Source organism: Streptomyces sp. NPDC102278 (assembly GCF_044766345.1).
In the GTDB taxonomy this organism is placed as follows: domain Bacteria; phylum Actinomycetota; class Actinomycetes; order Streptomycetales; family Streptomycetaceae; genus Streptomyces.
In genome coordinates this window covers 174,553-199,300 of record NZ_JBIWLV010000013.1, presented here as the reverse complement: position 1 = coordinate 199,300, position 24,748 = coordinate 174,553, and the positions used below count along the sequence as shown (strand labels likewise).

General features: G+C 69.9%; 19 protein-coding genes. 1 reads left to right on the top strand and 18 read right to left on the bottom strand.

Features of this window, described 5'->3' with window-relative positions; genetic code table 11:
* The first annotated feature begins 119 nt into the window (after nucleotides 1-119).
* Nucleotides 120-3,335: a bifunctional cytochrome P450/NADPH--P450 reductase gene (locus ACIRO3_RS27920; RefSeq protein WP_404141420.1), complete on the top strand. Its 3,216-nt coding sequence runs from the start codon at nucleotides 120-122 to the stop codon at nucleotides 3,333-3,335.
* A gap of 71 nt (nucleotides 3,336-3,406) precedes the next feature.
* Here ACIRO3_RS27920 and ACIRO3_RS27915 read toward each other — a convergent pair whose 3' ends face one another.
* The 18 genes from ACIRO3_RS27915 to ACIRO3_RS27830 form a co-directional block, all read right to left on the bottom strand.
* On the bottom strand, nucleotides 3,407-4,033 hold the full coding sequence (locus tag ACIRO3_RS27915) for a TetR/AcrR family transcriptional regulator (protein WP_404141418.1): 627 nt from the start codon (nucleotides 4,031-4,033) through the stop codon (nucleotides 3,407-3,409).
* Between the two features lie 51 nt (nucleotides 4,034-4,084).
* Nucleotides 4,085-6,298: a SpoIIE family protein phosphatase gene (locus ACIRO3_RS27910; protein WP_404141416.1), complete on the bottom strand. Its 2,214-nt coding sequence runs from the start codon at nucleotides 6,296-6,298 to the stop codon at nucleotides 4,085-4,087.
* A 48-nt stretch (nucleotides 6,299-6,346) separates the two neighbouring features.
* Nucleotides 6,347-6,733, bottom strand: a complete 387-nt coding sequence (locus ACIRO3_RS27905) for a phytanoyl-CoA dioxygenase family protein (RefSeq protein ID WP_404141443.1) — start codon at nucleotides 6,731-6,733, stop codon at nucleotides 6,347-6,349.
* Nucleotides 6,730-7,026, bottom strand: coding sequence for a hypothetical protein (locus tag ACIRO3_RS27900; RefSeq protein WP_404141414.1), 297 nt, complete (start codon nucleotides 7,024-7,026; stop codon nucleotides 6,730-6,732). Before ACIRO3_RS27900 ends, ACIRO3_RS27905 begins: the two co-directional genes overlap by 4 nt.
* A gap of 181 nt (nucleotides 7,027-7,207) precedes the next feature.
* Complete coding sequence (locus ACIRO3_RS27895) at nucleotides 7,208-8,851, bottom strand: transporter (RefSeq protein ID WP_404141412.1); 1,644 nt, start codon at nucleotides 8,849-8,851, stop codon at nucleotides 7,208-7,210.
* Nucleotides 8,848-9,123 (bottom strand): hypothetical protein, encoded by a 276-nt coding sequence (locus ACIRO3_RS27890; RefSeq protein ID WP_404141410.1) that lies wholly within the window; start codon nucleotides 9,121-9,123, stop codon nucleotides 8,848-8,850. Before ACIRO3_RS27890 ends, ACIRO3_RS27895 begins: the two co-directional genes overlap by 4 nt.
* A 276-nt stretch (nucleotides 9,124-9,399) precedes the next feature.
* Complete coding sequence (locus tag ACIRO3_RS27885; RefSeq protein WP_404141408.1) at nucleotides 9,400-10,500, bottom strand: phosphotransferase family protein; 1,101 nt, start codon at nucleotides 10,498-10,500, stop codon at nucleotides 9,400-9,402.
* A complete protein-coding gene (locus tag ACIRO3_RS27880) occupies nucleotides 10,500-11,738 on the bottom strand; it encodes an acyl-CoA dehydrogenase family protein (protein ID WP_404141406.1) in 1,239 nt (412 codons plus the stop codon). The genes ACIRO3_RS27885 and ACIRO3_RS27880 overlap by 1 nt, the downstream gene beginning before the upstream one ends.
* Before the next feature lie 29 nt (nucleotides 11,739-11,767).
* A complete protein-coding gene (locus ACIRO3_RS27875; protein WP_404141404.1) occupies nucleotides 11,768-12,550 on the bottom strand; it encodes an SDR family oxidoreductase in 783 nt (260 codons plus the stop codon).
* Between the two features lie 4 nt (nucleotides 12,551-12,554).
* Nucleotides 12,555-14,234 carry a class I adenylate-forming enzyme family protein gene (locus ACIRO3_RS27870; RefSeq protein WP_404141402.1) on the bottom strand — a complete coding sequence of 560 codons (1,680 nt, stop codon included), beginning with the start codon at nucleotides 14,232-14,234 and terminating at the stop codon, nucleotides 12,555-12,557.
* A gap of 135 nt (nucleotides 14,235-14,369) precedes the next feature.
* Nucleotides 14,370-15,833 carry a long-chain fatty acid--CoA ligase gene (locus ACIRO3_RS27865; protein ID WP_404141400.1) on the bottom strand — a complete coding sequence of 488 codons (1,464 nt, stop codon included), beginning with the start codon at nucleotides 15,831-15,833 and terminating at the stop codon, nucleotides 14,370-14,372.
* Nucleotides 15,834-15,933: 100 nt separating this feature from the next.
* A complete protein-coding gene (locus ACIRO3_RS27860) occupies nucleotides 15,934-17,190 on the bottom strand; it encodes an aspartate aminotransferase family protein (RefSeq protein WP_404141398.1) in 1,257 nt (418 codons plus the stop codon).
* A 17-nt stretch (nucleotides 17,191-17,207) separates the two neighbouring features.
* Nucleotides 17,208-18,323 (bottom strand): Zn-dependent alcohol dehydrogenase, encoded by a 1,116-nt coding sequence (locus ACIRO3_RS27855; protein WP_404141396.1) that lies wholly within the window; start codon nucleotides 18,321-18,323, stop codon nucleotides 17,208-17,210.
* A 29-nt stretch (nucleotides 18,324-18,352) separates the two neighbouring features.
* Nucleotides 18,353-19,711, bottom strand: a complete 1,359-nt coding sequence (locus ACIRO3_RS27850; protein WP_404141392.1) for an NAD-dependent succinate-semialdehyde dehydrogenase — start codon at nucleotides 19,709-19,711, stop codon at nucleotides 18,353-18,355.
* Nucleotides 19,712-19,737: 26 nt separating this feature from the next.
* On the bottom strand, nucleotides 19,738-20,442 hold the full coding sequence (locus tag ACIRO3_RS27845; protein WP_404141390.1) for a transporter: 705 nt from the start codon (nucleotides 20,440-20,442) through the stop codon (nucleotides 19,738-19,740).
* Nucleotides 20,439-21,833, bottom strand: a complete 1,395-nt coding sequence (locus tag ACIRO3_RS27840; RefSeq protein ID WP_404141389.1) for a flavin monoamine oxidase family protein — start codon at nucleotides 21,831-21,833, stop codon at nucleotides 20,439-20,441. Before ACIRO3_RS27840 ends, ACIRO3_RS27845 begins: the two co-directional genes overlap by 4 nt.
* Entirely contained in the window at nucleotides 21,817-22,752 is a 936-nt protein-coding gene (locus ACIRO3_RS27835; protein ID WP_404141387.1) for an alpha/beta fold hydrolase, read from the bottom strand. Before ACIRO3_RS27835 ends, ACIRO3_RS27840 begins: the two co-directional genes overlap by 17 nt.
* On the bottom strand, nucleotides 22,745-24,277 hold the full coding sequence (locus tag ACIRO3_RS27830; RefSeq protein WP_404141386.1) for a flavin-containing monooxygenase: 1,533 nt from the start codon (nucleotides 24,275-24,277) through the stop codon (nucleotides 22,745-22,747). The genes ACIRO3_RS27835 and ACIRO3_RS27830 overlap by 8 nt, the downstream gene beginning before the upstream one ends.
* Nucleotides 24,278-24,748: the final 471 nt, after the last annotated feature.

The window sequence follows — 24,748 nt, the reverse complement described above, 5'->3', positions numbered from 1 at the left end:
AGGCGCATCGAGTTCCTCCAGTTGACTGTGTCCTTTGATACAGTCAACCGACATGTTCACTCGACAAAGTCATATGTAAGTTGGTTGGCGACTGCTGGAGTGCAACGAAAGGCACGCTCATGACTCAGGTGTCCGTAGGCGCGGCGCGGGCGATCCCCGAGCGCCCCCCGCTGCCCCTCGTAGGCCACGCGTTCAACGTTCCCGCGGGGGCGGACTTCCTGGCCTACCTGTTGAAGGAGTTCAGGGAATTCGGGCCCGTGTACCGGCTGCGGCTCTTCGGGAGGGACACCGTCATGGTCGGCGGTCTGGACCTCGTGACCGAACTGTCGGACGAGAGTCGGTTCCGCAAGCACGTTCACACCGACCTGGTCGAGGTCCGGGCCCTGGCCGGGGACGGTCTGTTCACCGCTTACAACCACGAGCCGAACTGGCGCAAGGCCCACGACATCCTGATGCCCGCGTTCTCGCTCGGCTCGATGCGCAGCTACCACGCCCCCATGCTCCAGGTCGCCCGCTCGCTGATCGGTAAGTGGGACCGGCTGGCCGGGGTGCAGACGGTGGACGTGCCCGACGAGATGACCCGGCTGACCTTCGACACGATCGGCCTGTGCGGCTTCGGCTACGACTTCGAGTCCTTCCGTCGCGACGACCTGCACCCGTTCGTCGAGGCGATGGCCCGGGCTCTCGTCTTCGCCCAGGAGAAGGGCGAGTCCATCCCGGGGTCCGAGCTGTTCAAGAGGAAGAAGGTCGAGCAGTTCCGCGCGGACATCGACCTGATGACGGACCTCGTCGACGACGTGATCAGGGAGCGCCGCGCCTCCGGCGACACCAGCACGGACGACCTGATGGGGTTGATGCTGCACACCGAGGACCCCGTCACCGGCGAGCCGCTGGACGACGTCAACATCCGGCACCAGGTGATCACCTTCCTGATCGCCGGCCACGAGACCACCAGCAGCGCGCTCTCCTTCGCCCTGTACTACCTGACCAAGCATCCGGAGGTCCTCGCCCGGGCCCAGGCCGAGGTGGACACCCTGTGGGGCGACACCGAATCCCCGGACCCCCAGTACGGCGACATCGGCAAGCTCACCTACATCCGCCAGATACTCAACGAGAGCCTGCGGCTGTGGCCGACGGCGCCCGCGTACGCCGTCGAACCGATCGAGGACACCGTCATCGGCGGCAAGTACCCCGTACGCAAGGGCGAGTCGCTCATGGTGATCGCCTCGGCCCTTCACCGCGACGCAGCCTGGGGGGAGAACGTCGAGCTGTTCGACCCCGAGCGCTTCACCCCCGAACGGGAGGCGGCCCGCTCGGTCCACGCCTTCAAACCGTTCGGCAGCGGCGAACGGGCCTGCATCGGGCGCCAGTTCGCTCTGCACGAGGCCACCCTGCTGCTCGGCCTGCTGGTGCACCGCTACCGCCTGATCGACCACACCGACTACCAGATGAAGATCAAGTCGACGCTGACGATCAAGCCCGACGGGTTCAGCCTGAGGCTCGCCCGCCGCACCGGCGACGAACGGCGCCTGCCCACCGCAGCGGCGGCGGACCCCGTCGCGGGCCGGACCACGGCCGTGACGCGCCGGGCGAGCGGCACCGCGCTGACGCTGCTGCACGGCTCCAACCTCGGCACCTGCGCCGGCATCGCCCGCGACCTCGGCACGGACGGCGAGGAGCACGGCTTCATCCCGTCCGTCGCCTCCCTCGACCAGTACACGGAGAGGCTGGCCGGCTCCAAGGGCCCCGTCGTCATCGTCGCCGCTTCCTACAACGGCCGCCCCACCGACGACGCCGCCGAATTCGTCGCCTCGCTGGAGAACCTCGCCCCCGGCTCGCTCACCGGGCTGCGATACGCCGTCCTCGGTGTCGGCGACCGCAACTGGGCGGCCACCTACCAGCGGATCCCCACCCTGATCGACGAGCGTCTGACCGCCGCCGGCGCCGTCCCGCTCCTGGAGCGCGGCAGCGCCGACGCCTCCGGTGACTTCGGCGGAGTGGTCGACCACTGGACGGAAGACCTGTGGAAGGCGCTCCTGGACGAGTACGGCGAGGCGATCGCCGGTGAAGCGGCCGGCCCGGCACCGGAGGCGGAAGGGGGCGGGCTGTACGAGCTGGAGGACACCTCGGAATCGGTCCTCGGCGGTCTCGCCGAGCGCCACGGCGTCCAGCCGATGGAGGTCCTCGAAGCGTACGAACTCGTCGACACCGACCACGAACTGGGCCGCTCCAAGCGGTTCCTGCGGCTCCGGCTGCCAGAGGGCGTCACCTATCGGACCGCCGACCACCTGGCCGTCCTGCCCGGCAACCCCGAGGCCCTCGTCCAGCGCGTCGCCGACCGCTTCGGCCTCGACCTGGACCGCACCGTCCGGCTGCGCGCCCGCCGCCGGAGCCGGGGCGCCCTGCCCGTCGACCGGCCGCTGACCCTGCGCCGCCTGCTCACCGACTTCGTCGAGCTCCAGGACGCGGCCACCCAGGAGCAGGTCGCCGTGCTCGCCGCGCACACCGCCTGCCCGCCCGAGAAGCAGCCGCTCACCGCCTTCGCCACCGCCGATCCCGAGACCTTCCGGGAGCAGGTGACCGTCGCGGGCCTCAGCGTCCTGGACCTCCTGGAGCGCTACCGTGCGTGCGAGCTGCCCTTCGAGCGCTTCCTGGAGCTGCTGCCGGTCCTGCGTCCCCGGCACTACTCGATCTCGTCGTCCGCCACGGCCCGGCCCGGTGAAGCCGACCTGATGGTGTCGCTGCTCGCCGCGCCCCACCGGTCGGGGGAGGGCACCTTCCGGGGGATCGCCTCGCACTTCCTGCAGACCGTGAACGCGGGTGACGTGATCCAGGCCCGGGTCGTGCCGTGCAGCGAGTCCTTCCGCCTCCCTGAGGACACCTCCGTACCGGTGATCCTGGTCAGCGCGGGCACCGGCCTCGCACCCTTCCGCGGCGCGGTCCTCGACCGCCACCACACCGGCTCGACCGGCACCCTGCTCAGCTATTTCGGCTGCGACCACCCCGACGTGGACTTCCTGCACCGGGAGGAGTTCGAGGCGGCCGAGGCGGCCGGCGCGGTCAGCATGCGCCCCACCTTCATGCACGCGCCCCAGAACGGCGCCCGCTTCGTCCAGGAGCGCATCGCCCGCGAGAGCGAGGAGGTGTGGTCGGTCCTGGAGGCCGGCGGACGCGTCTACATCTGCGGTGACGGCCGCCGTATGGCACCCGCCGTACGGGAGGCGTTCATGGCGATCTACCGCGAGCGGACCGGTGCGAGCGACGAGCGGGCCGTGGCATGGCTCGCCGAGCTCGTCACGTCCGGACGCTACGTCGAGGACGTCTGGGCCGGCTGATTCTCGCACAGAGGAAAAAACGGTTGTGGGCGCGCCTGGAAAGGTGCGCCCACGAGCGTTTTCACGGTGTGTCAGGCCATCGGTGCGTTCGCGAGGCCGAGGGTCCCGTTCGCCAGCGCTACGGTCGCGGCCACGAGCGCCCTGAGGCTGGTCCGCTCGGTGGCCTCGTCCGGCAGGCACAGGGCGACCTGCATGGTGAGTCCGTCGAAGCCGGAGAGGAAGAACCGGGCCACAGTCTCCGGGGACTCGGCCAGTTCGTGCCCCGTCCTCTCGGCCGTCTCCGTGATCACCTGTGCGGTCACTTCTATGACCCGCCGGTAGTGGTTCTGCCGGGCGTCGTTGAGGCTGGGCACGCGCAGGGCGAACATGGTCAACTCGCTGAGCAGCTGGTGGTGCGAGGCCGGTTCGCGCACGGTGCCCCACAGGGCTCCTGCCAGGGCGCCGAAGGTCTCCTCGAAGCCCTCGTCCTCCGGGGCCGCCCGTTGCACCTGCGCGACCAGCTCGTCGGTGATCTGGTCCATGACAGCGCGATACAGGTCCTCCTTCGTCCCGAAGGTGTAGTGGACGGTGGCCTGCGCGACGCCCAGCTCCGCGGCGATGGCACGGGTACTGCCCGCGGCGACGCCCTCCCGGGTCATGAGGTCGATGGCCGCCTTGATCAACTGGGGGCGGCGCTCCGCCGCGGAAACATGAGCCATGCGTTCAGTGTATCGACTTAGTCGATCGATCAAGTCGGCTCGGACCAGGCATTACGTTGCTTTGATGGTCGGTGCGCTGTCCGCGGGGAGAGACTGCTCGGCCCAGATGACCTTTCCCTCGCGACCGTGTCGTGTGCCCCAGCGTTCGGTGAACTGGGCCACCAAGAGCAGGCCGCGGCCGCCTTCGTCGAAGATCCGGGCTCGGCGCAGATGCGGGGAGGTGCTGCTGGCGTCGGAGACTTCGCAGGTGAGCGTCGACTCCAGGATCAAGCGCAGCTGGATGGGGCTCTTGCCGTAGCGGATGGCGTTCGTCACCAGTTCGCTGACGACCAGCTCCGTGGTGAAGGACATCTCCTCCAGCCCCCAGGCCGTCAGGACATCGGAGGCGAAGCGGCGGGCCCCGGACACGGCTGCCGGATCGGACGGGAGGTCCATCGTGGCGACGTGGTCCGGGTCGAGGGCACGGGTCCGGGCGACGAGCAGAGCGACGTCATCGGCGGGGCGGCTGGGCAACAACGCGGCCAGCAGCTGGTCGCAGGTCTCCTCCAGCGAGTCCGGCGCCGAGGTGAGGACATCGCGCAGCGTGGTGAGTCCGAGGTCCACGTCACGCGTGCGGCCCGCGATCAGCCCATCGGTGTGCAGCACCAGCAGGCTGTCCTCCGGCAGCTCGAACTCGATCGTCTCGAAAGGGAGTCCGCCCAGGCCGAGGGGCGGTCCGATCGGCACCTCGGGCGACTCGACCACCCTGGAGGTCCGGGTGGTCTCGCCGGTGGCCGGGTAGGTCACCACGGTCGGTGGGACATGGCCGGCACTGGCGAGGGAGCACAGGCGGGAGACGGGGTCATAGATTGCGTACAGACAGGTGGCGCTGGTCTCGCCCTCCTCCGGCGTCTCCTCGCGCTGCATCCGGATGACGACGTCGTCCAGATGGGTGAGGAGTTCATCGGGCATGAGGTCGATGTCGGCGAAGGCGCGGACGGCTGTGCGGAGTCGGCCCATGGTGGCGGCGGCGTGCAGCCCACGACCGACCACGTCGCCGACGACCAGCGCGACGCGGGCCCCGGACAAGGGAATGACGTCGTACCAGTCGCCGCCCACACCCGCGCGGGACCCGGCGGGCAGGTAACGCGAAGCCGTGTCGACGGCCGCCTGTTTCACCGTGTGCCGCGGCAGCAGGGTCCGCTGGAGGGCGAGCGCGGTGGAACGCTCATGGGTGAACCGGCGGGCGTTGTCGATGGACACCGCCGCCCTGGAGACGATCTCCTGGGCCAGCAGGAGGTCGTCATCGTCGAAGGGGACCGAGGTGCGATGGCGTACGAACTGCACCAGGCCCAGGGTGTCCCCACGGGCGTGCAGGGGGACGAGGAGTACGGAGTGGAGGCCGAGGTCGCGCAGTACTCGGCCGTGGGATTCGGAGGGCGCCACCCACGGGGGCATCTCGGTCCCCGCGATGTGGTTCAGGACGGATCGTCCGGTGGCCAGCGCGTGAACCGGTTCCGAGTCGTCGGGGTAGGCGTGGCTCTCACCGACGCGGAGCGGGGACTCCGGACAGCCGTCGAGGACGGAGCGCTGGGCCACGCGGCGCTGCGTCAGAGCCTCTGGCGAACCAGTACCCGTCTCGTCGAGGACGGCGTCGAAAAGGTCGACGGTGACGAGGTCGGCGAAGTCCTCGGTACAGACCTCCGTCAACTCCTCTGCGGTGCGGGTGATGTCGAGCGTGGTCCCGACGAGCTTGCTCGCCCTGTCTGTGAGGGCGAGCCGACGCCGCAGGAGATGGTCGCGTTCCTCCTGGTAGGCGGCGACGACCGCCTCCGAGGAACGGTCCACGTAGTCGAAACCGATCGCGACCAGCCTCATCGTGGCCAGGTTGATCATGTGCCAGTCGCTGGTGAGGCGGGGAGCTTCGGCCTGCAGCTGTTCGAGCAGGCTGAGATGGTCGAGCCGGTAGGCACGGAGGAGCCGGCTCACCGGGATCCCCCGCCGGGCGTAGAGGCGGGCGATGTCCAGGGCGGCCGGAGGGGCCTGCGACGCGCTCGCGCCGGGGTGGGCCTCCAGGAGATCCATTAGGGCGGTGACGTGCTGGGCCGTCTCCTCCAGGGTCAGGGCCTCGATGTCCGCGTTCTCCCACAGCTCGGGGAACTCGCCGTTCAGGCGCTGGAGCAGCAGTCCGGACAGTTTCTCCACCTGCGGTCTGAGGTGGCGGGCCAGCTGACCAAGGAACGCATCGACATCGGTTCCCATAGTGCGAATGTACGGGAAAGGCATGGCGTGCGCTCCTCGGACAGCTGCGGCAGCCTCGGACCGGTCCGGGCCTCAGAGGCCGAGGTGGTCGCCCAGATCGGCGTAGTCGACCTGCCACAGGCCGGGAGAGCCCGTGGGGTACTGGGAGCGGAAGCCGAGCATGCGCTGGACACGCGGCGAGAGCGTCTTGGCGACCTCCCTGTCGACCAGGAAGGGGTACGCCTCCTCGCCGGTGAGGAAGCCCGCGTTGAACGTGAAGGCGAGGCCTCGCCGGTACTCGTCGCCGGTCCGGTTCGCCCCACCGCCGTGCGCGGTCTTGCCGCTGATGAGAAGGACGTCTCCGGCGTCCATGATCGCGGGAATCGTCTGCTCGGGAGTCCCTCGGTCCTCGAAGTCGCTCCAGTGGTTGCTTCCGGGGATGACGCGGGTGGCCCCGTTCTCCTCCGTGAAATCGGTCAGGGCGACCAGGAAGTGACCTCGCCGCGGAACGTGGCGCTGTGCGTCACCAGGTTCGTGAGGCGCTTGGTGTTCTTGCCGTGGAACGCGGCCACGATTTCGTTCTCGTGGGTGGACCCCGGATCGAGCGCCTGTAGCGGCTGCTCGATCTCGGCGTTGAAGCGGGCGATCTGCTCCTGCGTCAGGAAGCCCGTGACGATGACGCCACCGTCACGGGTCACGATCTTGAGGATCTCCTCCGCCGGCGTGTCGTTCGCCACGGATGTCAGGGCCTGGGCCTTCTTCTGTGTGGTCATGCGTGTCCTCTCCCTCGATGCGCATCGCGGTTGATCGACCGCGCGTTTCTCTGTTGGTCCTGTGGTGTTGGCCTCACTGTCGCCAGTCGGGGCCGCCGGCGAGAACGACAGCGGGCACCTGCTCCGCCCGGGTCCGGTGCACCATGCACCGGCCGGTCGCGGGCACGGCGGAGCCATCCGCTCACGACGTTCTCGTCGGAGCCGGTGCGCGCCCCGGGGCGCCACGGTCAGGAGCCGGTTCCGACGCCGTGTGCCGGTGCCGTGCGGTCCGCTCCCAGGGACGCGCGCTGCCGAGCCATCCGAGGAGGAAGGCCGCAGGGACGGAGACCAGCCCGGGGGTGTGGAGCGGGAACAGGTTGAAGTCCTGCTCCGGCAGCAGTGCGTATCTCGTTCCGGACACGGCGGGGGAGGCGAGGGTCAGGAGCACGCAGAGGGACAGCCCTCCGTGGACGAGCCACAGCAGCCCTCGGCGGTCGAAGCCGGTCCAGAAGAAGGAGTAGACGAGTGCAGGGAACACGCAGGTGGCCGCGAGGCTCAGCGAGAAGGCGAGGAGGAACTCGATGGGGTAGCGGTGCACGGCGGTGGTGAGGAGAAGGCTCACGGCGCAGAGCACGACGACGGACAGCCGCAGGACCGTCGGCTCTCCGATCCCGATCCTGGTACGGCCCTTCTGCCCCACCAGGTCGCGGGTCACGGAGACGGCGGCGGCGAAGGTCACGCTCGCCACGGCCGTGAGGACCGCGAGGAAGGCGACACAGGCCACGAGGGTGATGAGCACGACCCGGCCGGTGGAGTGCTGGGGGAGTACCTCCGACGCCAGGAAGATCGGAGCTCCCTGTCCCTTCGCGTCGACCGCCCCTATGCGTCCGCCGCCCACCACCGCGGCTGCGGCGAAGCCGGTTGTGATCAGGAGCAGGTAGAAGAGGCCGGTCAGTCTTACGGCGACGCTCAGTGAGCGCCGAGCGGCGGGTACATCCCGGCTGGCGCTGACCCGCAGGAGCAGGTGGGGCATCATCGCGGTGCCCAGGATGACGACGATGTGGTCACTGAGCGTGCCGAGCGTCCCGAAGCCGGCGGTGTGCGTCCACATGCCGGGGCTGAGATAACCGTCCGGCGACATGCTCTTGTCCATGGCGGCCGACAGGAGCGATCCAGGATTCCAGTCGAACAGGCGGAGCGCCAGCAGGGACATCGCGGCGAGCGTCGCCAGGACTACGGGCACCTTGACGGCCTGGACGAAACTGGTGCCGCGCAGATCGGCCACTCCTGCGAAGCACGTGACCAGGAACCCCATCAGCACCGTGCACACCACCTGGGCCCGCTCGGTCGGCATGCCGATCAGAAGAGCGGCGGTGATGCCGCCGGCACGCAGTTGGACCATGAGCAGGGGCACGGCGATGCACAGTGTCACCACCGCACCGGCGATCCGTGTTCCCGGCCCCTCGGCACGCAGGGAGAACAACTCGCCCAGGGTGTAGCGGCGGGTCGCGCGGATCCTGGAGGCGAGGAGCAGGAAGACGCCGAGTGCGAGGGCACTGTCGACGGCGGTCGAGACTCCGTCGTAGCCGAACAGGGCGATGGCTCCCGGCAGCGAGACCAGAAGGACGACCGTGATCTGTTCCCCCGCCATTGCGACGCCGTTGAATACGGGCGGGAGGGATCGGCCGGCGACGTAGAGGCGCTCCGGGTCGTCGTCCTGCGTGGCGAGCGTGAAGACCCACAGGAGGCAGAGGCCGATGAAGACGAGGAAGGCGCTGATGACCGCGCCCCTCGCGTCGGTGCCGATGAGGTCGGGCGAGCCGACGCTCAGGAGGTGCGTCGTCACCACGCGCCCCCGGCCGAACGAGCGGCGGCGGTCGTTCCCGAGGCCGGTTCGAAGGAGGACGCGACCCGGTTCTCGTACCACCAGGTCCCGGCGACGAGGACGGCGAGCTGTGCAAGCGCCCACGCCATGCCGAGGGTGAGACGTCCGTACGCGGAGATCTCTCCGAGGGCCGCGGAGCAGGACAGCAGGACGCCGACGGCGAGCGGCAGCGCGTTGACGGTGACCAGCACCCGTGTGTCGCGGGAAGGATGCCGGGAGGAAGCGGAGGGCACGAGACCTCTCTCTGAAGAAAAGGAAGACGTACACGGTGCGAGGGCGGCGATGGGCGGTGGCAGCCGTTGAGGACGAGCGTGGGAGCCGGGCGGCCTCGCTCCGTACCGGTCGGAACTCCATGGCTGCAACCGCGGGGGCTCGACGGCGGTGCGGTCTCCGCAGAGGGGGTGGCGCCGGCTCTCGTCGCCGAGCAGCGGCCCCAGTGTGATGTCGGAGCAAGGCGGCCTGGCCGCGGCGAGGTCGGTGAAGAGCCCCGCAGCGGGAGGCGTCGGGTGTCAGCGGCGGGTGGTCGCCGTCAGGCCGGCGTATCGCCCGGCCCGCTCCAGCAGCCGTGGGACACCCGTTTCGAGCGACGGTCCGAAGGCCGTGTCGTTCGGGCGCTCACCACGCTGCCAGCGGGTGTGGATGGCCTCGCAGAAGATCGCTGCCTTCCACAGGGCGAGGGTCTGGTACCAGGGGAGCGCGGTCAGATCGAGGCCTGTACGGCGCTGGTAGCGCTCTGCCAGCCGGCGCTGGGTGAGGTAACCGGGCGACCGGGTCACCTTGGTGAGTTCGAGCGGCGTGGGAGGGCTGCCCGCCTCGGACCAGGTGGCGGTGAGGTACCCCAGGTCCGCGAGCGGGTCGCCGAGTGTGGCCATCTCCCAGTCCAGGATCGCGAGGACTCTGGCCGGGGCCTGAGGGGCGAACATGAGGTTGCCCATGCGGTAGTCCCCGTGCACCACCGATGCGGCCTGACTGGTCGGCAGGTTGCGGGCGAGCCAGTCGGCGATGCGGTCCACTGCCGGCAGGTTGCGGGTGGTGTTGATCTCCCACAGGCCGCGGAACCGCTCCACCTGGCGGCGGAGATACCCCTCGGGGCGGCCCAGGGAGTCGAGGTCCCCCTGGCTCACGTCGATGCGGTGCAGGGCGACGAGGGTGTCGACGACCGCCTCGCTGGTGGCCCGGCGCTGTTCGGCGGGGGAAAGGTGGGCCGGGACCGTGTCGGTGATGACCGTCCCGTCGACCCGGGACATGAGGTAGAACGGTACGCCCAGGACGGCTTCGTCCTCGCAGACGGCGATGATCTCGGGCACCGGAACCCCGTGTCCGTGGAGGACCTTCTGGATGCGGGCCTCGCGCACCATGTCGTGCGTCGACTTCGGCAGCGGCGGGCGCGGGCCGCGGCGCAGGACGACGGACTCGCCACCGCGCTCGATCAGATAGGTGACGTTGGACTGGCCGTCGCCGATGCGTTGCCAGGCGAGCGGGCCGCTGCCGATGCCGTGGGTGTCGAGGAAGCCGGTGACCGCGTCGAGGACCAGCAGCGGAGGGCTGTCGAGGGGGCGGGCCCCCTCCCCACTCGCAACGACCTCGATGCCGTCGGGGACGGTGTGCATCACGCGCCCCCGTCCCGGCCGACGACGGCGTCGCCCCGGTACGGCTCGCCGGCCCGGACGGCGGCGCCGCGGGCGGCGGAGGCCCGGCGGGCGATGGCCCACCGGTGGGTCTCGTTGGAGCCGTCGTAGATGCGGAACGGGCGGACCTCGTTGAGGTACTGCGCCAGCGGGAGCCCGTCGGAGACGCCGTCGCCGCCGCAGATCTGGATGGCGCGGTCGATCACCCGGAAGATCGCCTCCGAGCAGTGCACCTTCGCGACCGACGACAGCGCCGAGCCTGCCTTCGGGTCGGTGTGCAGCAGCGCAGCGGTCTTGGTGATGACGGCGTCGGAGGTCTCGATGTCGATGACGGACTCGGCGATCAGGTGCTGGGCCAGGCCGAGCGTGTCGATCGGGCCGCCGAACAGCTCCCTCTTCGCGGCCCGGTCAAGGGCGGTGTCGTGCGCCCTGCGCGCCAGCCCCAGCCACCGCATGCAGTGCGTGAGACGCGCGGGCCCGAGCCGGACCTGGGCGTAGCGGAAGCCGAGTCCGACCTCGCCGAGCACGGCGTCGTCGGGGACGAAGCAATCCTCGAGGTACAGGTGCGGGTGGCCGCCGTCGATGGAACGGTCGACGGTGTGGATCGCCTCGCCGACCCGGATGCCGGGGTTGGTCATGTCGACCAGGAACATGGTGGCGCCCTCGGGGGAGCCGTCGACGGCCGGGGTGCGCGCCATGACGATGCAGAACCCGGCACCGACAGCGCCGCTGGTGAACCGCTTGTGGCCGTCGATGATCCAGCCGCGTTCGGTACGCACGGCCGTGGTCCGTAGCGCGGCCGGGTCGGAACCGGCTCCGGGGTGGGGCTCGGTCATGCCGAAGCAGGACCGGACGTCTCCCGCGGCCAGCGGCGTGAGATACCGCTTCTTCTGCTCCTCGGTCGCGATCAGGTTGAGCATGTGCATGTTCCCCTCGTCGGGAGCCATGCAGTTGATCGCGACGGGACCGATCGGCGAGTAGCCGGCCTCCTGGAGGATCGGTGACCAGTGCGCGAGGGGCAGGCCCTGCCCGCCGTACTCCTTCGGCACGAGCGGCGCGAAGACGCCGGCCTCCTTCGCCGCGGTCTGCAGCCGGTCACGGGTGGCCTGGTCGAGACGTCCACCCGGTGCGGGCTCGGCGTCGATGACGACCTCGCGGATGAACCGGCGGGTGCGCTCCCGCAGTTCCGTGATCTCCGGCGGAAGATGAGGGTAAGTCATGGCTGTCCTTTGTCGGGTGGGCTCGGTCGTTACGCGGTGCCGCCGGCGACCGTGAGGCCGCCGTCGACGGTGAGGACGTGGCCGGTGACCCAGGAGGCGTCCTCCGAGGCCAGAAAGGCCACGGCGGAGGCGATGTCGGACGGTTCGCCCAGTCGCCGCAGGGGGTAGTCCGCGGCCACCTCGGTCTCCCTGCCCTCGTACAGGGCTTCGGCGAACCGGGTCTTCACCACGGCGGGGGCCACCGCGTTGACGCGGATCTCCGGGCCGAGCTCGACGGCCAGGGTCCGGGTCAGGTGGGACACCGCCGCCTTGCTCACCCCGTAGAGCCCGATGCCGGGTGACGGGGTGTCGCCGGTCACCGAGGAGAGGTTGACGACGGTGCCGCGGCGTTCGGTGAATCCGAGCTTCGCGTGGGCCACCGCGTCCTGCACCCAGGCGAGAGTGGCCAGGACGTTGACCTCAAGGACCTTGCGGGCGACGTCGAGGTCCAGGCCGATGACGGGACCGTACGCCGGGTTGATGCCCGCGTTGTTCACCAGGACGTCGAGACCCCCGAACTCGCGTGCGACGGTGTCGAAGACCTCGCGGCGGTGCCCGGGGTAGTCCGCCCTGCCGGCGACGGTGACGACGCTGCCCGGGGGAAGAGCGGCGGCGGCCTCTTCGAGCGGCCCGGCCTTGCGCGCGGTCAGGCAGACCCGTGCGCCTTCGGCGACGAGCCGTTCCGCGACGGCGAGACCGATGCCCCGGCTCGCTCCGGTCACGACGGCGGTGCGGCCCGCGAACCGGCCCTGACCGCTGCTGTTCTGGTTCAACGGATCAGTCCTTCGAAGGGGCGGACGGCTCGGTGGCGCCTGTCCTGCGGAGTTCGGCGCGGCGGATCTTGCCGCTCTGGGTCTTGGGCAGGTCGGCGACGAAGTGGATCGTGCGGGGGCACTTGTAGGCGGCCAGCCGGTCACGGGAGAAGGCGATCAGCTCCTCGGCCGTGGCGTGCTGGCCCGTCTTGAGCGAGACGTAGGCGACGACGGTCTCGCCGCGGTAGTCGTCCGGCCGGCCGACGACCGCGGCTTCGAGGACCGACGGGTGCTCGTACAGGGCGTCCTCGACCTCGCGCGGCCAGACCTTGTACCCGGACACGTTGATCTGGTCCTTGAGCCGGTCCACCAGGTAGACCCAGCCCTCCTCGTCGATGACGGCGACGTCACCGGTACGCAGCCGGCCCTCCGGCATCGTGTGACCAGTGGCCTCGGGCTTCCCCCAGTACCCAGGAACGATCTGCGGCCCGCTCAGCTCCAGCTCGCCCTGCTCACCGCTCGGCACCGGGTCACCGTGCAAGTCCACGACGCGCGCGGTGAGGTGCGGCAGGGGCTTGCCGATGGACAAGGTCCCGCTCGGCGTATGCACCGGCGCTCTGTCCCCCGGCGGTACGGCGATGACGGCGGACGTCGTCTCGGTCATCCCGTAGCCGTTGTGGAGGTAGACGCCGAACCGCTCCTGGAACCGCTCGACGGTCGCCGGCGGGATCGGCGCGCCCCCGGAGTACAGGGCCTTCACCGACGCGAAGTGCTCCGGTCCGGCCTGCGGCAGCTGGAAGATCGCGTTGTACGCGGTGATGGAGCCGATCGTGTAGGTCACCCCCTGCTCGGCGAAGGCGTCCAGGGCGACCTCGGGGTGGAAACGGCCCGCCAGGACGAGCGTGGTGTCGGTGAGCAGGGAGATCGTCGCGTTGACCACGGCACCGGTGATGTGGAACAGCGGGGCCATGGCGAAGACGACGTCCCCGTCGCCCACCCCCATCCACGACGCGCAGGTCGCCACCACGCTCAGGACGTTGCCGTGGGTGTTCATCGCGCCCTTCGGCGGCCCCGTCGTGCCCGAGGTGTACGTCAGGAACGCGACGGCGTCAGGGGTCGGCCCCACGGGCGAGGGGCTGCGGCCCTCGAACTCGCCTATCAGCGCCACCAGGTCGCCGTCCGGCGCCGGGGCGTGGCGTTCCGTCGACGCGAAGACCCGCGGATCGTTCCTCGACTGGTAGTCCAGCGCCGACGTGCTGATCAGCCAGCGCACCGTGCTCCCCGCCAGCGTGCCCAGCGTCTCGTGGACGTCCGCGTCCGCGCAGACGACGCCGACCGCCCCGGCGTCCTCGACGATCCGACGGAGTTCCTGGCGCCGGTACATCGGATTGAGTCCCAGTGCCGTGGCCCCCAGCTTCCACAGGGCCAGCAGCACCAGCGCGTACTGCGGGACGTTCTGCAGGTACACCCCGACGCGGTCACCCCGGCCGGTCCCGCGCGCCTCGAACGCGGCGGCCAGGGCGTCCGACGCCGCGTCCACCTCCCGCGCGGTCAGGGCACCGTCGAAGAAGCGGAGCGCGGTGCCCTCCGGGTTCTTCGCCACGCGTGCCTTCCAGGCGGCCACGAGTGAGCCGGGTGCCGCGTCCGTCCCCGTACCGGACCCGTCGGGGAACGTGTCCCGCCGCCGACCTTCATCCACTGTCATCTGTCGTCCTTCCCACCCGTGTCCGTGCGCTTGGCGCGCCGGTCACGTGAGTTCGCGCTTGAGGATCTTTCCGGTGGACGTCATCGGCAGCGTCTGCACGACCTCGACGATGCGCGGGTACTTGTAGGCGGCCATCTACTCCTTGCCCCAGGCGATCAGCTCGTCGGGACGGGCCTCGGCGCCTTGGTCGAGGATGACGAACGCCTTGATCTCCTCGCCGTGGCTCTCGTGCGGCACGCCGACGACCGCGGCCAGGCCGACCGCCGGGTGCGTCATCAAGACCTCCTCGATCTCGCGCGGGTACACGTTGAAGCCACCGCGGATGATCAGGTCCTTCGCCCGGTCGACGATGTAGTAGAAGCCGTCCTTGTCCCTGCGGGCCAGGTCACCGGTGCGGAACCAGCCGTCCCTGACGGCTTCGGCGGTGGCCTCGGGTCGGCCGTGGTAGCCCTTCATGACGTTGTGGCCCCTGACCGCGATCTCCCCGACGGCGCTTCCCGTGCCGTCGTCCTCGACCTCGGACCAGTCCGGCTTGACGAGCTTGACCTCCACACCCCAGATCGGCACGCCGATGGAGCCGGGTCGGGGCTCTCGCGCCGGATCGCTGAAGGTCACCACCGGCGAGGTCTCGGAGAGGCCGTAGCCCTCCAGGACCTGGACGCCCAGTCGCTCCCTGACCTGCTTGACGAGTTCCGCGGGGAGCGCGGCGCCGCCGGAGACGCCGACGCGCAGGTTCCTCGCGATCCTCTCGACGTCGACGTCGTCGGTGAGCGCCTGCAGCAGGCCCCACCACATGGTGGGGACGCCCGCGAAGACGGTGATGTCCTCCCGCTGCATCAGGGACACCGTCTGCCGGGCGTCGAACCGTGGCAGCAGCACCAGTGTGCTCGCCGTCGAGAAGCCGGCGTTCATCTGCACGGTCGCCCCGAAGGAGTGGAACAGTGGCAGCACCAGCAGATGGGTGTCCGAGGCCAACTGGTTGTCCAACAGCCGATTGCACGCGAAGGCGTTGAGCACCAGGTTGGCGTGGCTGAGTTCGGCACCCTTCGCCCGTCCTGTCGTACCGCTCGTGTAGAGCAGCACAGCCGGGTCGTCACCCGAGGTCCCGACGCTGTCGAACGTCGGCGCGGTGCCCCGCAGCGCGGTGTCCAGGGTCTCGACGCCCTCGATCGGGCTGTCCGCCGCGGGGTCGGCGGTGATGAGGAAGAACTCCTCGCAGCCCGGGGCCTCGGAGAAGCCGGCGTGTCCCTCCGCACCCATCGGCAGGCCCGCGTCACCCTCGAAGCAGAAGTACGCCTTCGCCTCCGAGTCGGCGAGGTGGTAGGCGACCTCCCGGCCCTTGAGCAGGACGTTGAGCGGTACGACGACCGCGCCGGCCTTGAGGATCCCGTAGTAGACGATCGGGAACCAGGGCACGTTCGGACAACTGAGCGCGACCTTGTCGCCGGGCCAGATGCCGCGGTCCACCAGGAGGTTGGCGACCCGGTTGGCGGCGGCGTCGACCTGGGCGTAGGTGAGACGCGTCGTGCCGAGGACGACGGCGTCCCGGTTCGGGTGCGTGCGGGCGGAGTCCTCGAGCACGACCGAGAGGTTCAGCATGGTGTCTTCCGGGAAGGTGGACCGGGCCAGGCCGCGGGGGAACAGAACACGCGGCCTGGCTCGGAGCGGGTGGGGGGTTACGCGTGGCTCGATGCGGGCGTCACAACTTCCGCAGGAGCCGGTCGAGGGCCTCGGCCGTCGCCTCGATGTCGGCGCTGGTGTGCGCCGTGCTGAGGAAGACCTTGCCGGACGGCATGAACAGGAAGCCCTGCCGCAGCATCCCTTCGAGGATCACTGCCCAGAGTCCGCTGGTTCCGTGAAGCCCCGTGGCGCCACCGGCGGGTACGTACTGGAGGAGCGAGCCGACCCGGTTGAAGCTGCCGAAGTCGGGCGATGAACCGAGAACGGCGCCGACGAGGGCTTCGAACTCGGACGAGGTCCGTTCGAGCTGCTCGTAGACCGCGGGATCGGCCAGGACGCGCATCGTCGCCGCGACGGCCGCCAGTGCGATCGGGTTGGCGTTGAAGGTTCCGGCGTGCACGACGCCGGACGTCACCTGATCGACCAGCTCTGCCCGGCCGACGACGGCGCTCTGGGTGAAGCCGCCGGCCATCGCCTTTCCGAAGACGGACAGGTCGGGCAGCACGCCGTACTTCTCGGCCGCCCCGCCCCGGGCGATCCGGAACCCGGCGATCACCTCGTCGAAGACGAGGACGACGCCGTGCCGGTCGCAGAGGGTGCGCAGCGTCGACAGGAACTGCGGTGAGGGGGCTTCGACGCCGGCGTTGCTCATCACCGGGTCGATGAGCACGGCCGCGATGTCGCGCTCGACGGCCTCGCCCAGCAGGCGCTCGGCCAGCTGTACGTCGTTGAAGCGCGCCACGACCAGGTCGTCCAGCACGCTGGCCGACTGCCCCGGCCCGCCGGCGGTGGCGGGGCGATCGCAGTCGTCCTCGGACATCCCGGCGTACACGGTGTCGTGCCAGCCGTGGTAACTCTTGGCGAACTTCAGGACGCGGCGCCGCCCGGTGGCGGCGCGCGCGAGGCGCAGTGCCACCTGCACCGCTTCGGTCCCGGTGTTGCTCCACAGCAGTCGCTCGCCGTGCGGTACCGCTTCGAGGACCGCTTCCGCCGCGAGGTACTCGAGCGGGTGGCCGGTGCCGACGACCTGCATCTTCGTCGCGACCTCGGCCACCTCGGACACCACGCGCGGGTCGCTGTGACCGAGGACGAGCGGGCCCCAGGCCATCACGTAGTCGATGTACCGGTCGCCGTCCAGGTCCCAGACGTGTGCGCCCCGCGCCTCGCGCACGAAGAGCGGATGGGGAGGCATCGCGGCGCGCAGGCCCGACCCCACACCCCCGCCGACGCTGCGGCGGGCTCGCTCGAAGGCCGAGCGTGATGATTCCAGGGCCATGAGATCGCCCCTGCCTTTCAGTACGTGATCACCGAGCGGATGCCGATGCCGTGCTTCATCTGGTCGAATGCCTCGTTGATGTCCTGAAGACCGATCACGCTCGTCACCAGGGAATCCAGATCGATGCGGTTGTTCATGTAGTGGTCGATCAGCAGCGGGAAGTCGGACGCCGGCTTGCTCGATCCGTAGTTCGAGCCGATGAGCGACAGTTCCTGATCGGACATGACGAAGGGATCGATGGAGATCCTCAGGCCATCCGCCACCTGCCCGGCGACCACCGCCGTGCCGCCCCGGGCCAGGACCTCGTAGGCCGACTCGATGGTGCGGGGCAGCCCGATGGCCTCGATGGCGATCTCCACACCGCGTCCGTCGGTGAGCTGGTACACCCGGCCCGCGAAATCCTCGCGGGCGTTGTTGATCAGGTCGGTCGCACCGAAGACACGTGCCTGTTCGAGCTTCTCGTCGGAGATGTCCGCGGCGATGATCTTCCGCGCGCCGGCGAGCCGGGCCCCCTGGATCGCGTTCAGGCCGACGCCTCCGCAGCCGAGGACCAGCACGGTGTCGCTCGGCCGCACGCCGGCGGTGTTGACGGCCGCGCCGACACCGGTCGTGACGGCGCATCCGACCAGAGCCGACTGCGGGAACGGGGCGTCGTCCCGGATGGCGATCGCACCCGATTCGGGCACGAGGGTGTACTGGCCGAACGTTCCGAGGCCCGCGAAACTGAGGACGTCCCCCCCTTCGGTGGACGTGATCCGGGACCGACCGTCGAACGACAGGTGGTTCGCCGAGTGCCGGCTGACCATGTCGCAGAGGACGGGCCTGCCACTGATGCAGTAGCGGCAGCGGCGACAGGAAGGCGTCCAGGACAGCACGACGTGGTCGCCCTCCTTAAGCGTCGTGACGCCTTCGCCGACACTCTCGACGATCCCGGCGCCCTCATGGCCGAGGATCATCGGCGAAGGAACCTCCCATTCGCCCAGGAGGACGTGGAGGTCGCTGTGGCACACCCCGCTCGCCCGGAGCCGCACGAGCACCTCGCCGGGCGGAGGCGTCGAGGGGATCGTCACTCGCTCGATGGTCAGTGGTTCGTTCGGCGTCCTAAAGACAGCGGCGTCGAATTCGATGGTCATGAAAGGCTTCCCTCCTTGCTCTGGGGCGATCACGTCCGAGCGGTGCGGATGAGCTTCTTGTTGGCGAACTCGTCGATTCCCGCCCGGCCCAGTTCGCGGCCGAAACCGGACAACTTGACCCCACCGAAAGGCAGTTCGGCGCCTTCGAGGCCGACGCCGTTGATGAAGACCATGCCTGCGTCGATCTGGTCGGCGACGCGCAGCGCCTGCTCGGCGTCCGTCGTGAACACGTAGGAGCCCAACCCGTACGGGGTGTCGTTCGCCAGCTCGACGGCCTCGTCCTCGGATCCGGCCCGGTAGACGGTCGCGACCGGGCCGAAGAGCTCCTCGGCGGCCGACGGCGAGGCCGGGGGAAGGCCCGTCAGCACGCCGGGCGGGAAGTACGCCCCTTCGCGCTCTCGTGCGGAGACGAAGGTCGCCCCCTCGTCGACGGCTCGCCCGACCTGTTCCTCGACGTACTCGGCGGCGGCGACCGAGGAGAGGGGCGCCAGGCCGTCGGTCAGGGCGAGCACCTTCTCGGTGAACTTGTCGAGGAAGGCGTCGTAGAGGTCCTCGGCGACGATGAAGCGCTTCCCGGCGTTGCACGCCTGCCCGGCGTTCTCGAAGCGGGTCTCGACCGCAGCCTGGACGGTGGCGTCGAGGTCGTCGGTGGACAGCACGATGAAGGGGTCCGAGCCGCCCAGTTCGAGCACCACCTTCTTGAGGCTGCGCCCGGCCTTCTCGGCGACCTCCGCGCCGGCCCGCTCCGAACCGGTGAAGGAGACGCCCTGCACGCGGGGGTCCGCGATGGCGCGACCGATCTGTTCGCCGGTGGCGTGGACGTTGACGTAACAGCCCTCGGGGAAGCCCGCGTCCGTGAACAGCTGCTGGAGAGCCGCGGACGACTCCGGACACTGCGACGCGTGCTTGAGCACGATGGTGTTGCCCAGCGCGAGGTTGGGTGCGGCGAATCGGGCCACCTGGTAGTACGGGTAGTTCCAGGGCATGATCCCCAGCAGCACGCCGACCGGCTGGCGACGGACGAAAGCGGCGCCCTCTCCCTCCAGGAGCTCGATCGGTTCGTCGGCGAGGAACTTTTCCGCGTTCTCGGCGTAGTACCGGTAGATCGAGGCGCTGAACTCGACCTCCCCGACGGCCTCGTCCACCGTCTTGCCCATCTCCCGGTGGATGATTTCGGCGAGGTGCCCGCTGCGCTCGTCGTGCAGGGTGGCGACGGTGTTCAACAGTTGGGCGCGCTCTGCCACGGAGGTCTGCCTCGACCAGTGCGCGTAGGCGTTCGCCGCCGAGTCGAGCCCCGCCTCGACGACCTCGTCCGTCGCGGTGGGGTACTCCTTGACCAGCTTGCCGCCGGCGGGGTTCACCACCGCGTACACGTGCTTCTTCGCCATACTGACTCCTTGTTGGTGTTCCGGGTTCATGCGAGGGCGCTGGTGGCGCGGGCAGGGTTTGCGTCCGAGGCCGCGTTGCGGTCGTGCAGCGCGCGGTAGGCGCGGAAGTAGACGAATCCCTGGGTGCCCCAGGTCGCCAGCGCGGCGGTGTAGAAGATCGTGCGGTTCGCGTCGTCGAACGGCAGCGGGAAGAAGTCGTACGTGATCGCGATGGTGGTCCCGGCGGCCGTGACCAGTCCCGTCCAGACCGCCGACCACTTCGCGCCCGCCTTCCACAGCCGCTTGGCGAAGTACCCGAGGAAGACCGCCGTGAGGAGATTGGCGACGACGTAGAAGACGGCGACCCAGAACGCGATGCCGCCGGTGTGGAGATCCGCGCCGTGGAACTGCCGGAGGAACAGGCCGGCCACGATGGCGCATCCGAACACGGCGACGTCGACGCGCCGGCTCGGCTTGTAGCGATGGGTGACCTTCATCAGGCCCATGATCAGGATGAACGTGATGCCGACCGACCTGGAGAACGCGTCGAAGAAGTACGCCACGTCGTACAGGACGCTGCCGCTGTCGCCACCGAGCAGTGACCAGAGCAGGAAGTTGCTGCCCGACGTGGCGACGACCATCCATTCGAGACCGAGGAGGTAGTTGCCGTACCGGCGGATGAACTTCCATCCGTAGAAGTAGCCGGCGAAGATCATCCACAGGTCGGCCGGCAGGAACAGCGCCTCCCTCATCGAGACGCCCCCTCTCGGACGTCGCGGGACAGGAGGGTGAGGATGCTCTCGGCGGTGCGCTGGCCGGTCAGGACCGCGCCGTTCATGGTTCCGGCCCATTCGCCGGCGGTTTCGGTGCCGGCCCAGTGGACGCGCCCGTGGGGCTCGGTCAGCGCCTTGCCGTAGCTCAAAGTCGCGAGGGGGCCGGCGGCAGGGTGGGGGCCGCCAGGGGCGAAGGGTTCCGCTCCCCAGCAGTGGTCCAGGTAGTCGATCGGGGTGCGGGCCTGCGGACCGTAGAGGTCGACGAGCTGCCGAACGACCAGGTCGCGTCGGGTCTCAGGGTCGAAGCCGTCGAAGACGCGGGGGTCGCAGAAGGTCATCAGGACGCCCGGTCCGCCGGGGGCGGGGGACACGTCGAAGGTGATGAAGACGGTTCCGGTGTCGGTCACCGCCTCGCCGGAACAGCCGTCGGTCCGCCAGAACGGCTTCTCGTAGGCCACGAACGCCTTGCTCAACACGCCCATGCGCCAGGTGCGCGCGAGCCCTTCGGCCTGCTCGGGCAGAGCGGGCTCGAAGGCGATGGAGGCGCGGTGCTCCGGCGCGGCCGTGACGATCGCGTACCCGGCGTGGATCTCGCCGGAGCCCGTGTGAACGGTGACGCCGTCGTCGTCCTGCGTGACGCGGCGGACCGGCGTGCCCAGGCGCACACGGTCGCCGAGCCGCTCCGCCACCCGCTTGGCGATCTCCTGAGTGGTCTCGACGAACCGGTCCTCGTTCGCTCCGCCCTCCACGTCCAGCATGTGGTTGAGCCCGCCCGCCGCACGGATGTAGCGCAGTACGTGCAGCAGGGAGACGTCCCCCGGGGTGCAGCCCCACTGCACCTTGCTGACGATGGTCATCAGCGCCCGGGTGCTGGGCAGCGCGTTCTTCCGGTCGAGCCACTCGCCGAACGAGATGGCGTCGAGCCTGCCGGCCCCGGGCGTCTCCCATGGGGCGTTTAGGTCGATCGTCGCGACCAGCTTGTTCACCGCCGTCTGCATGCGGGCCATGTCCACCAGGGTCGCGGGGGAGACCTTGGGAATGGTGCCGCTGTAGGTGCGGCGCCGGCCGGCCAGCCACAGCACGTTGCGACCCTGGTCGAACTGCCCGGTCGTGGTACAGCCCATCCGGTTCGCGAGGTCCCGGATGGCGGTGTGGCGTCGTGCCACCCATGTCGCTCCGAGGTCGACCTTCACGCCTGCCACCTCGCCGGAGAGCGAGCGGCCTCCGACCCGGTCGCGGCCTTCGACGACCAGGACGGACCGCCCGGTGCTCACCAGCCGCTCGGCGGCGCTCAGACCGGCGAAGCCGGCACCGACGACCACGACGTCGACCGTGGTGCCCCTGGAGTCGGACTTACGAGATCCGGACATGGTTTCCTCCTTCGCCCACGCGGTTCGCGTGCTGCGCGATGTAGGTCGTGACGGGGTCGACGAGGGTCTCGGGGAGGTGATGGCCCATGCCGGGGATGACCACGTGCTGCGCCGAGCGGATCGCCCGGACGGTCGCGGCGCCACCGCTCGGGTGCACCAGCGGGTCCCGGTCGCCGTGGATGACCAGCGTCGGGGCGGTGATCCTGCTCAGCTGGGCCGTCCGGTCTCCGGAACGCTGGATCGCCTGGATCTGGCGCGCCGTGCCGGCCGCCGGGTCACCGGCGCTGCGGTCCCAGCCGCGAGCCGCGATGGCCGCCTCGGCCGCGTCGTCGATGGGATGCCCCGTCCCCGCGACGTGCCGGGTGAGCCGCAGGTGGGCACGGACCGCCGCCGTTCTGTTCCTCGCGGGCGGGGCGGCGAGGAGCCGGATCGTCGACAGAGCCGGCTGCCCGACCTTGCGCGCCCCGGTGGTGGAGTAGAGGGAGGCCAGCGACAGGACCCGCTCGGGCGCCGAGGCCGCGACCGTCTGCGCGATCATCCCGCCCATCGAACGCCCGACCAGGTGAACCCGCGAGATCCCGAGATGGTCGAGTACGCCGATGGCGTCCTGTGCCATGTCGGCCAGCGCGTACGCGTCGCCGCGCGGGCGCGCGGCGATCTGACGCCAGAGCGCGGGAGGGGGCGCGGCGACGAACGTCGACTGGCCGGCGTCGCGGTTGTCGATCGCGACGACCCGGAAGCCCCTGGTGACGAGGGAGCCGACGAACGAGTCGGACCAGAAGGTGAGGTCTTCGCCCAGTCCCGCGATGAGCAGTATCGCGGGGTCGTCCTTGTCGCCGTGGTCCCGGAAGCAGATCGTCATCCCGGACGGCAGGGTCGCGTACCGGTCGACGCTTTCGACGGCGCTCGTCTCAGGCACGGGCCGCACGCCTTCCGTCGGGCCGCTCGGCCGCCCGGGCGGCGCCGAACTTCAGGTGCTCGTCCGCCACCGGGCCGCGCAGGGCCTTGGAGTCCTCGGGGTAGGACATCGCCATCCGCCAGGGCTTCTCGGGGCCCTGCTTGGGCAGGAGCCTCTCGCCGCGCTTGGCGTACCCGGCCTTGAGGTCCATGACCGGCCTGCGCTTCGTTCCCGCCGGTGCGACCGGAACCACCGTGTCGTATCCGCGGGCGTCCATGTGCCTGACCAGGTCGATGAAGTAGCGACACATCAGGCTCACCTTGAGCGTCCAGGACGAGGTGGTGTAGCCGATCGCCATCGCCCAGTTCGGGATCCCGCTCAGCAGCATGCCGCGGTAACAGAGCGCGTCCGCGATGTCGATCTGGCGCCCGTCGACCACGAGGGGCATGCCGTCGAAGAGCCGCAGGTTCAGCCCCGTCGCGGTGACGATGACGTCGGCTTCCAGTTCCTCGCCCGACGCCAGGACGATTCCGCGCTTGCTGAACCGCGCCACGGCGTCGGTGACGACGGAGGCCTTTCCGTCCTTGATCGCGTCGAAGAAGTCGCCGTCCGGTGCCACGCACAGCCGCTGGTCCCACGGGTCGTACGGCGGGTTGAAGTGCTTGTCGACGTCGAATCCCTTGGGAAGGCGCTTGATGTTCTCGCGCCGGATGAATGCCCGTCCGGCCTTGGGGAAGGTCCGCAGGCCCTTCACGACGGCGTGTTCGGTCCAGATGTTCTTGAACCGCGTCACGGCGTACCCGCGCTCTTCTCCGAGCAGTTTCGTGAGTGCCAGGGCGACCCTGTCGACACGGGGGAGCGCCATGACGTAGGTGGGGGTGCGTTGCAGCATCGTCACGTGCCGGGCGGCGCCCGCTCCGGTGGTCATGGCCGGCGCCAGCGTGATGGCGGTCGCGCCGCTGCCGATGACGACGACCTTCTTGCCGCTGTAGTCGAGGTCCTCGGGCCAGTGCTGCGGATGGACGATCCGGCCCTCGAAGTCGTCCCGCCCCGGGAATTCCGGGGAGAACCCCTCGTCGTACCGGTAGTAGCCGGTGGCGGCGAAGACCCATCCCGCGTGGATCGTCTTGATCCGGGTCGCTCCCGCGCCGGGGACCGACGTCTGGACGGTGAGAGTCCACCGTGAGTCCGCCGTGGACCATTCCGAGCGGAGGACCCGGTGGCCGAGCCTGAGGACGCGCTCCAGGCCGTTCTCCTCGACGGTCTCGTGGAGGTACTCCTTGATCAGGGGAGCGTCGGCGATCGCGGCTTCGTGGCGCCAGGGCTTGAACGCGTATCCGAACGTGTGGAGGTCGGAGTCCGAGCGGATGCCGGGATAGCGGAACAGGTCCCAAGTGCCTCCGATGTCGTCGCGCGCTTCCAGCACGGCGAGCGACTTCTCGGGGAGCTCCCGGCTGAAATAGGTGGCCGCGCCGATCCCGGAGATCCCGGCTCCGATGATCACCACGTCGAATTCCTCGACGGCGTCCAACATCTCAGCTGTCATGGCGTTTCCTCGCTGTTCCTGTGGCGGTCACCTCACTGTCGCGAGCCGCGACCGCCTGCGAGAACGACAGCGGGCACCTGCTTCGCCCGGGCTCGGTGCACGATGCACAGGCGGGCCGGGCCAGTGCGCCCAGGCGGTGTCCGACGTTCGGGCGGAGGCCCCGGCCGAGCCCGCAGCCCGGCCCTTCTGGGAGCAGGGCAGCCGGAGACAGCCGTCCTGCGGCCGGTCGTGCCGCAACCGTTGCGGCAGCAAGACCGGGCGTGATAGAGGTTTGCCCCCGGTGTGTGGTGGTGCTGAACGCCTCGTCGCGGTCGTGCGCAGAGGCCGCCGAACCCGCTGTCGTCACGACCTCGCTGCGTGTCGCGCCCCCGGGTGTATGGAGCCGCGGGGGGATCGCCGCCGTCGCTCTCGCGATCGCGGCCGAGCGGAAGTGGCCGACGAACCGGAACCTGTGCGGGGCCACGTCTTCTC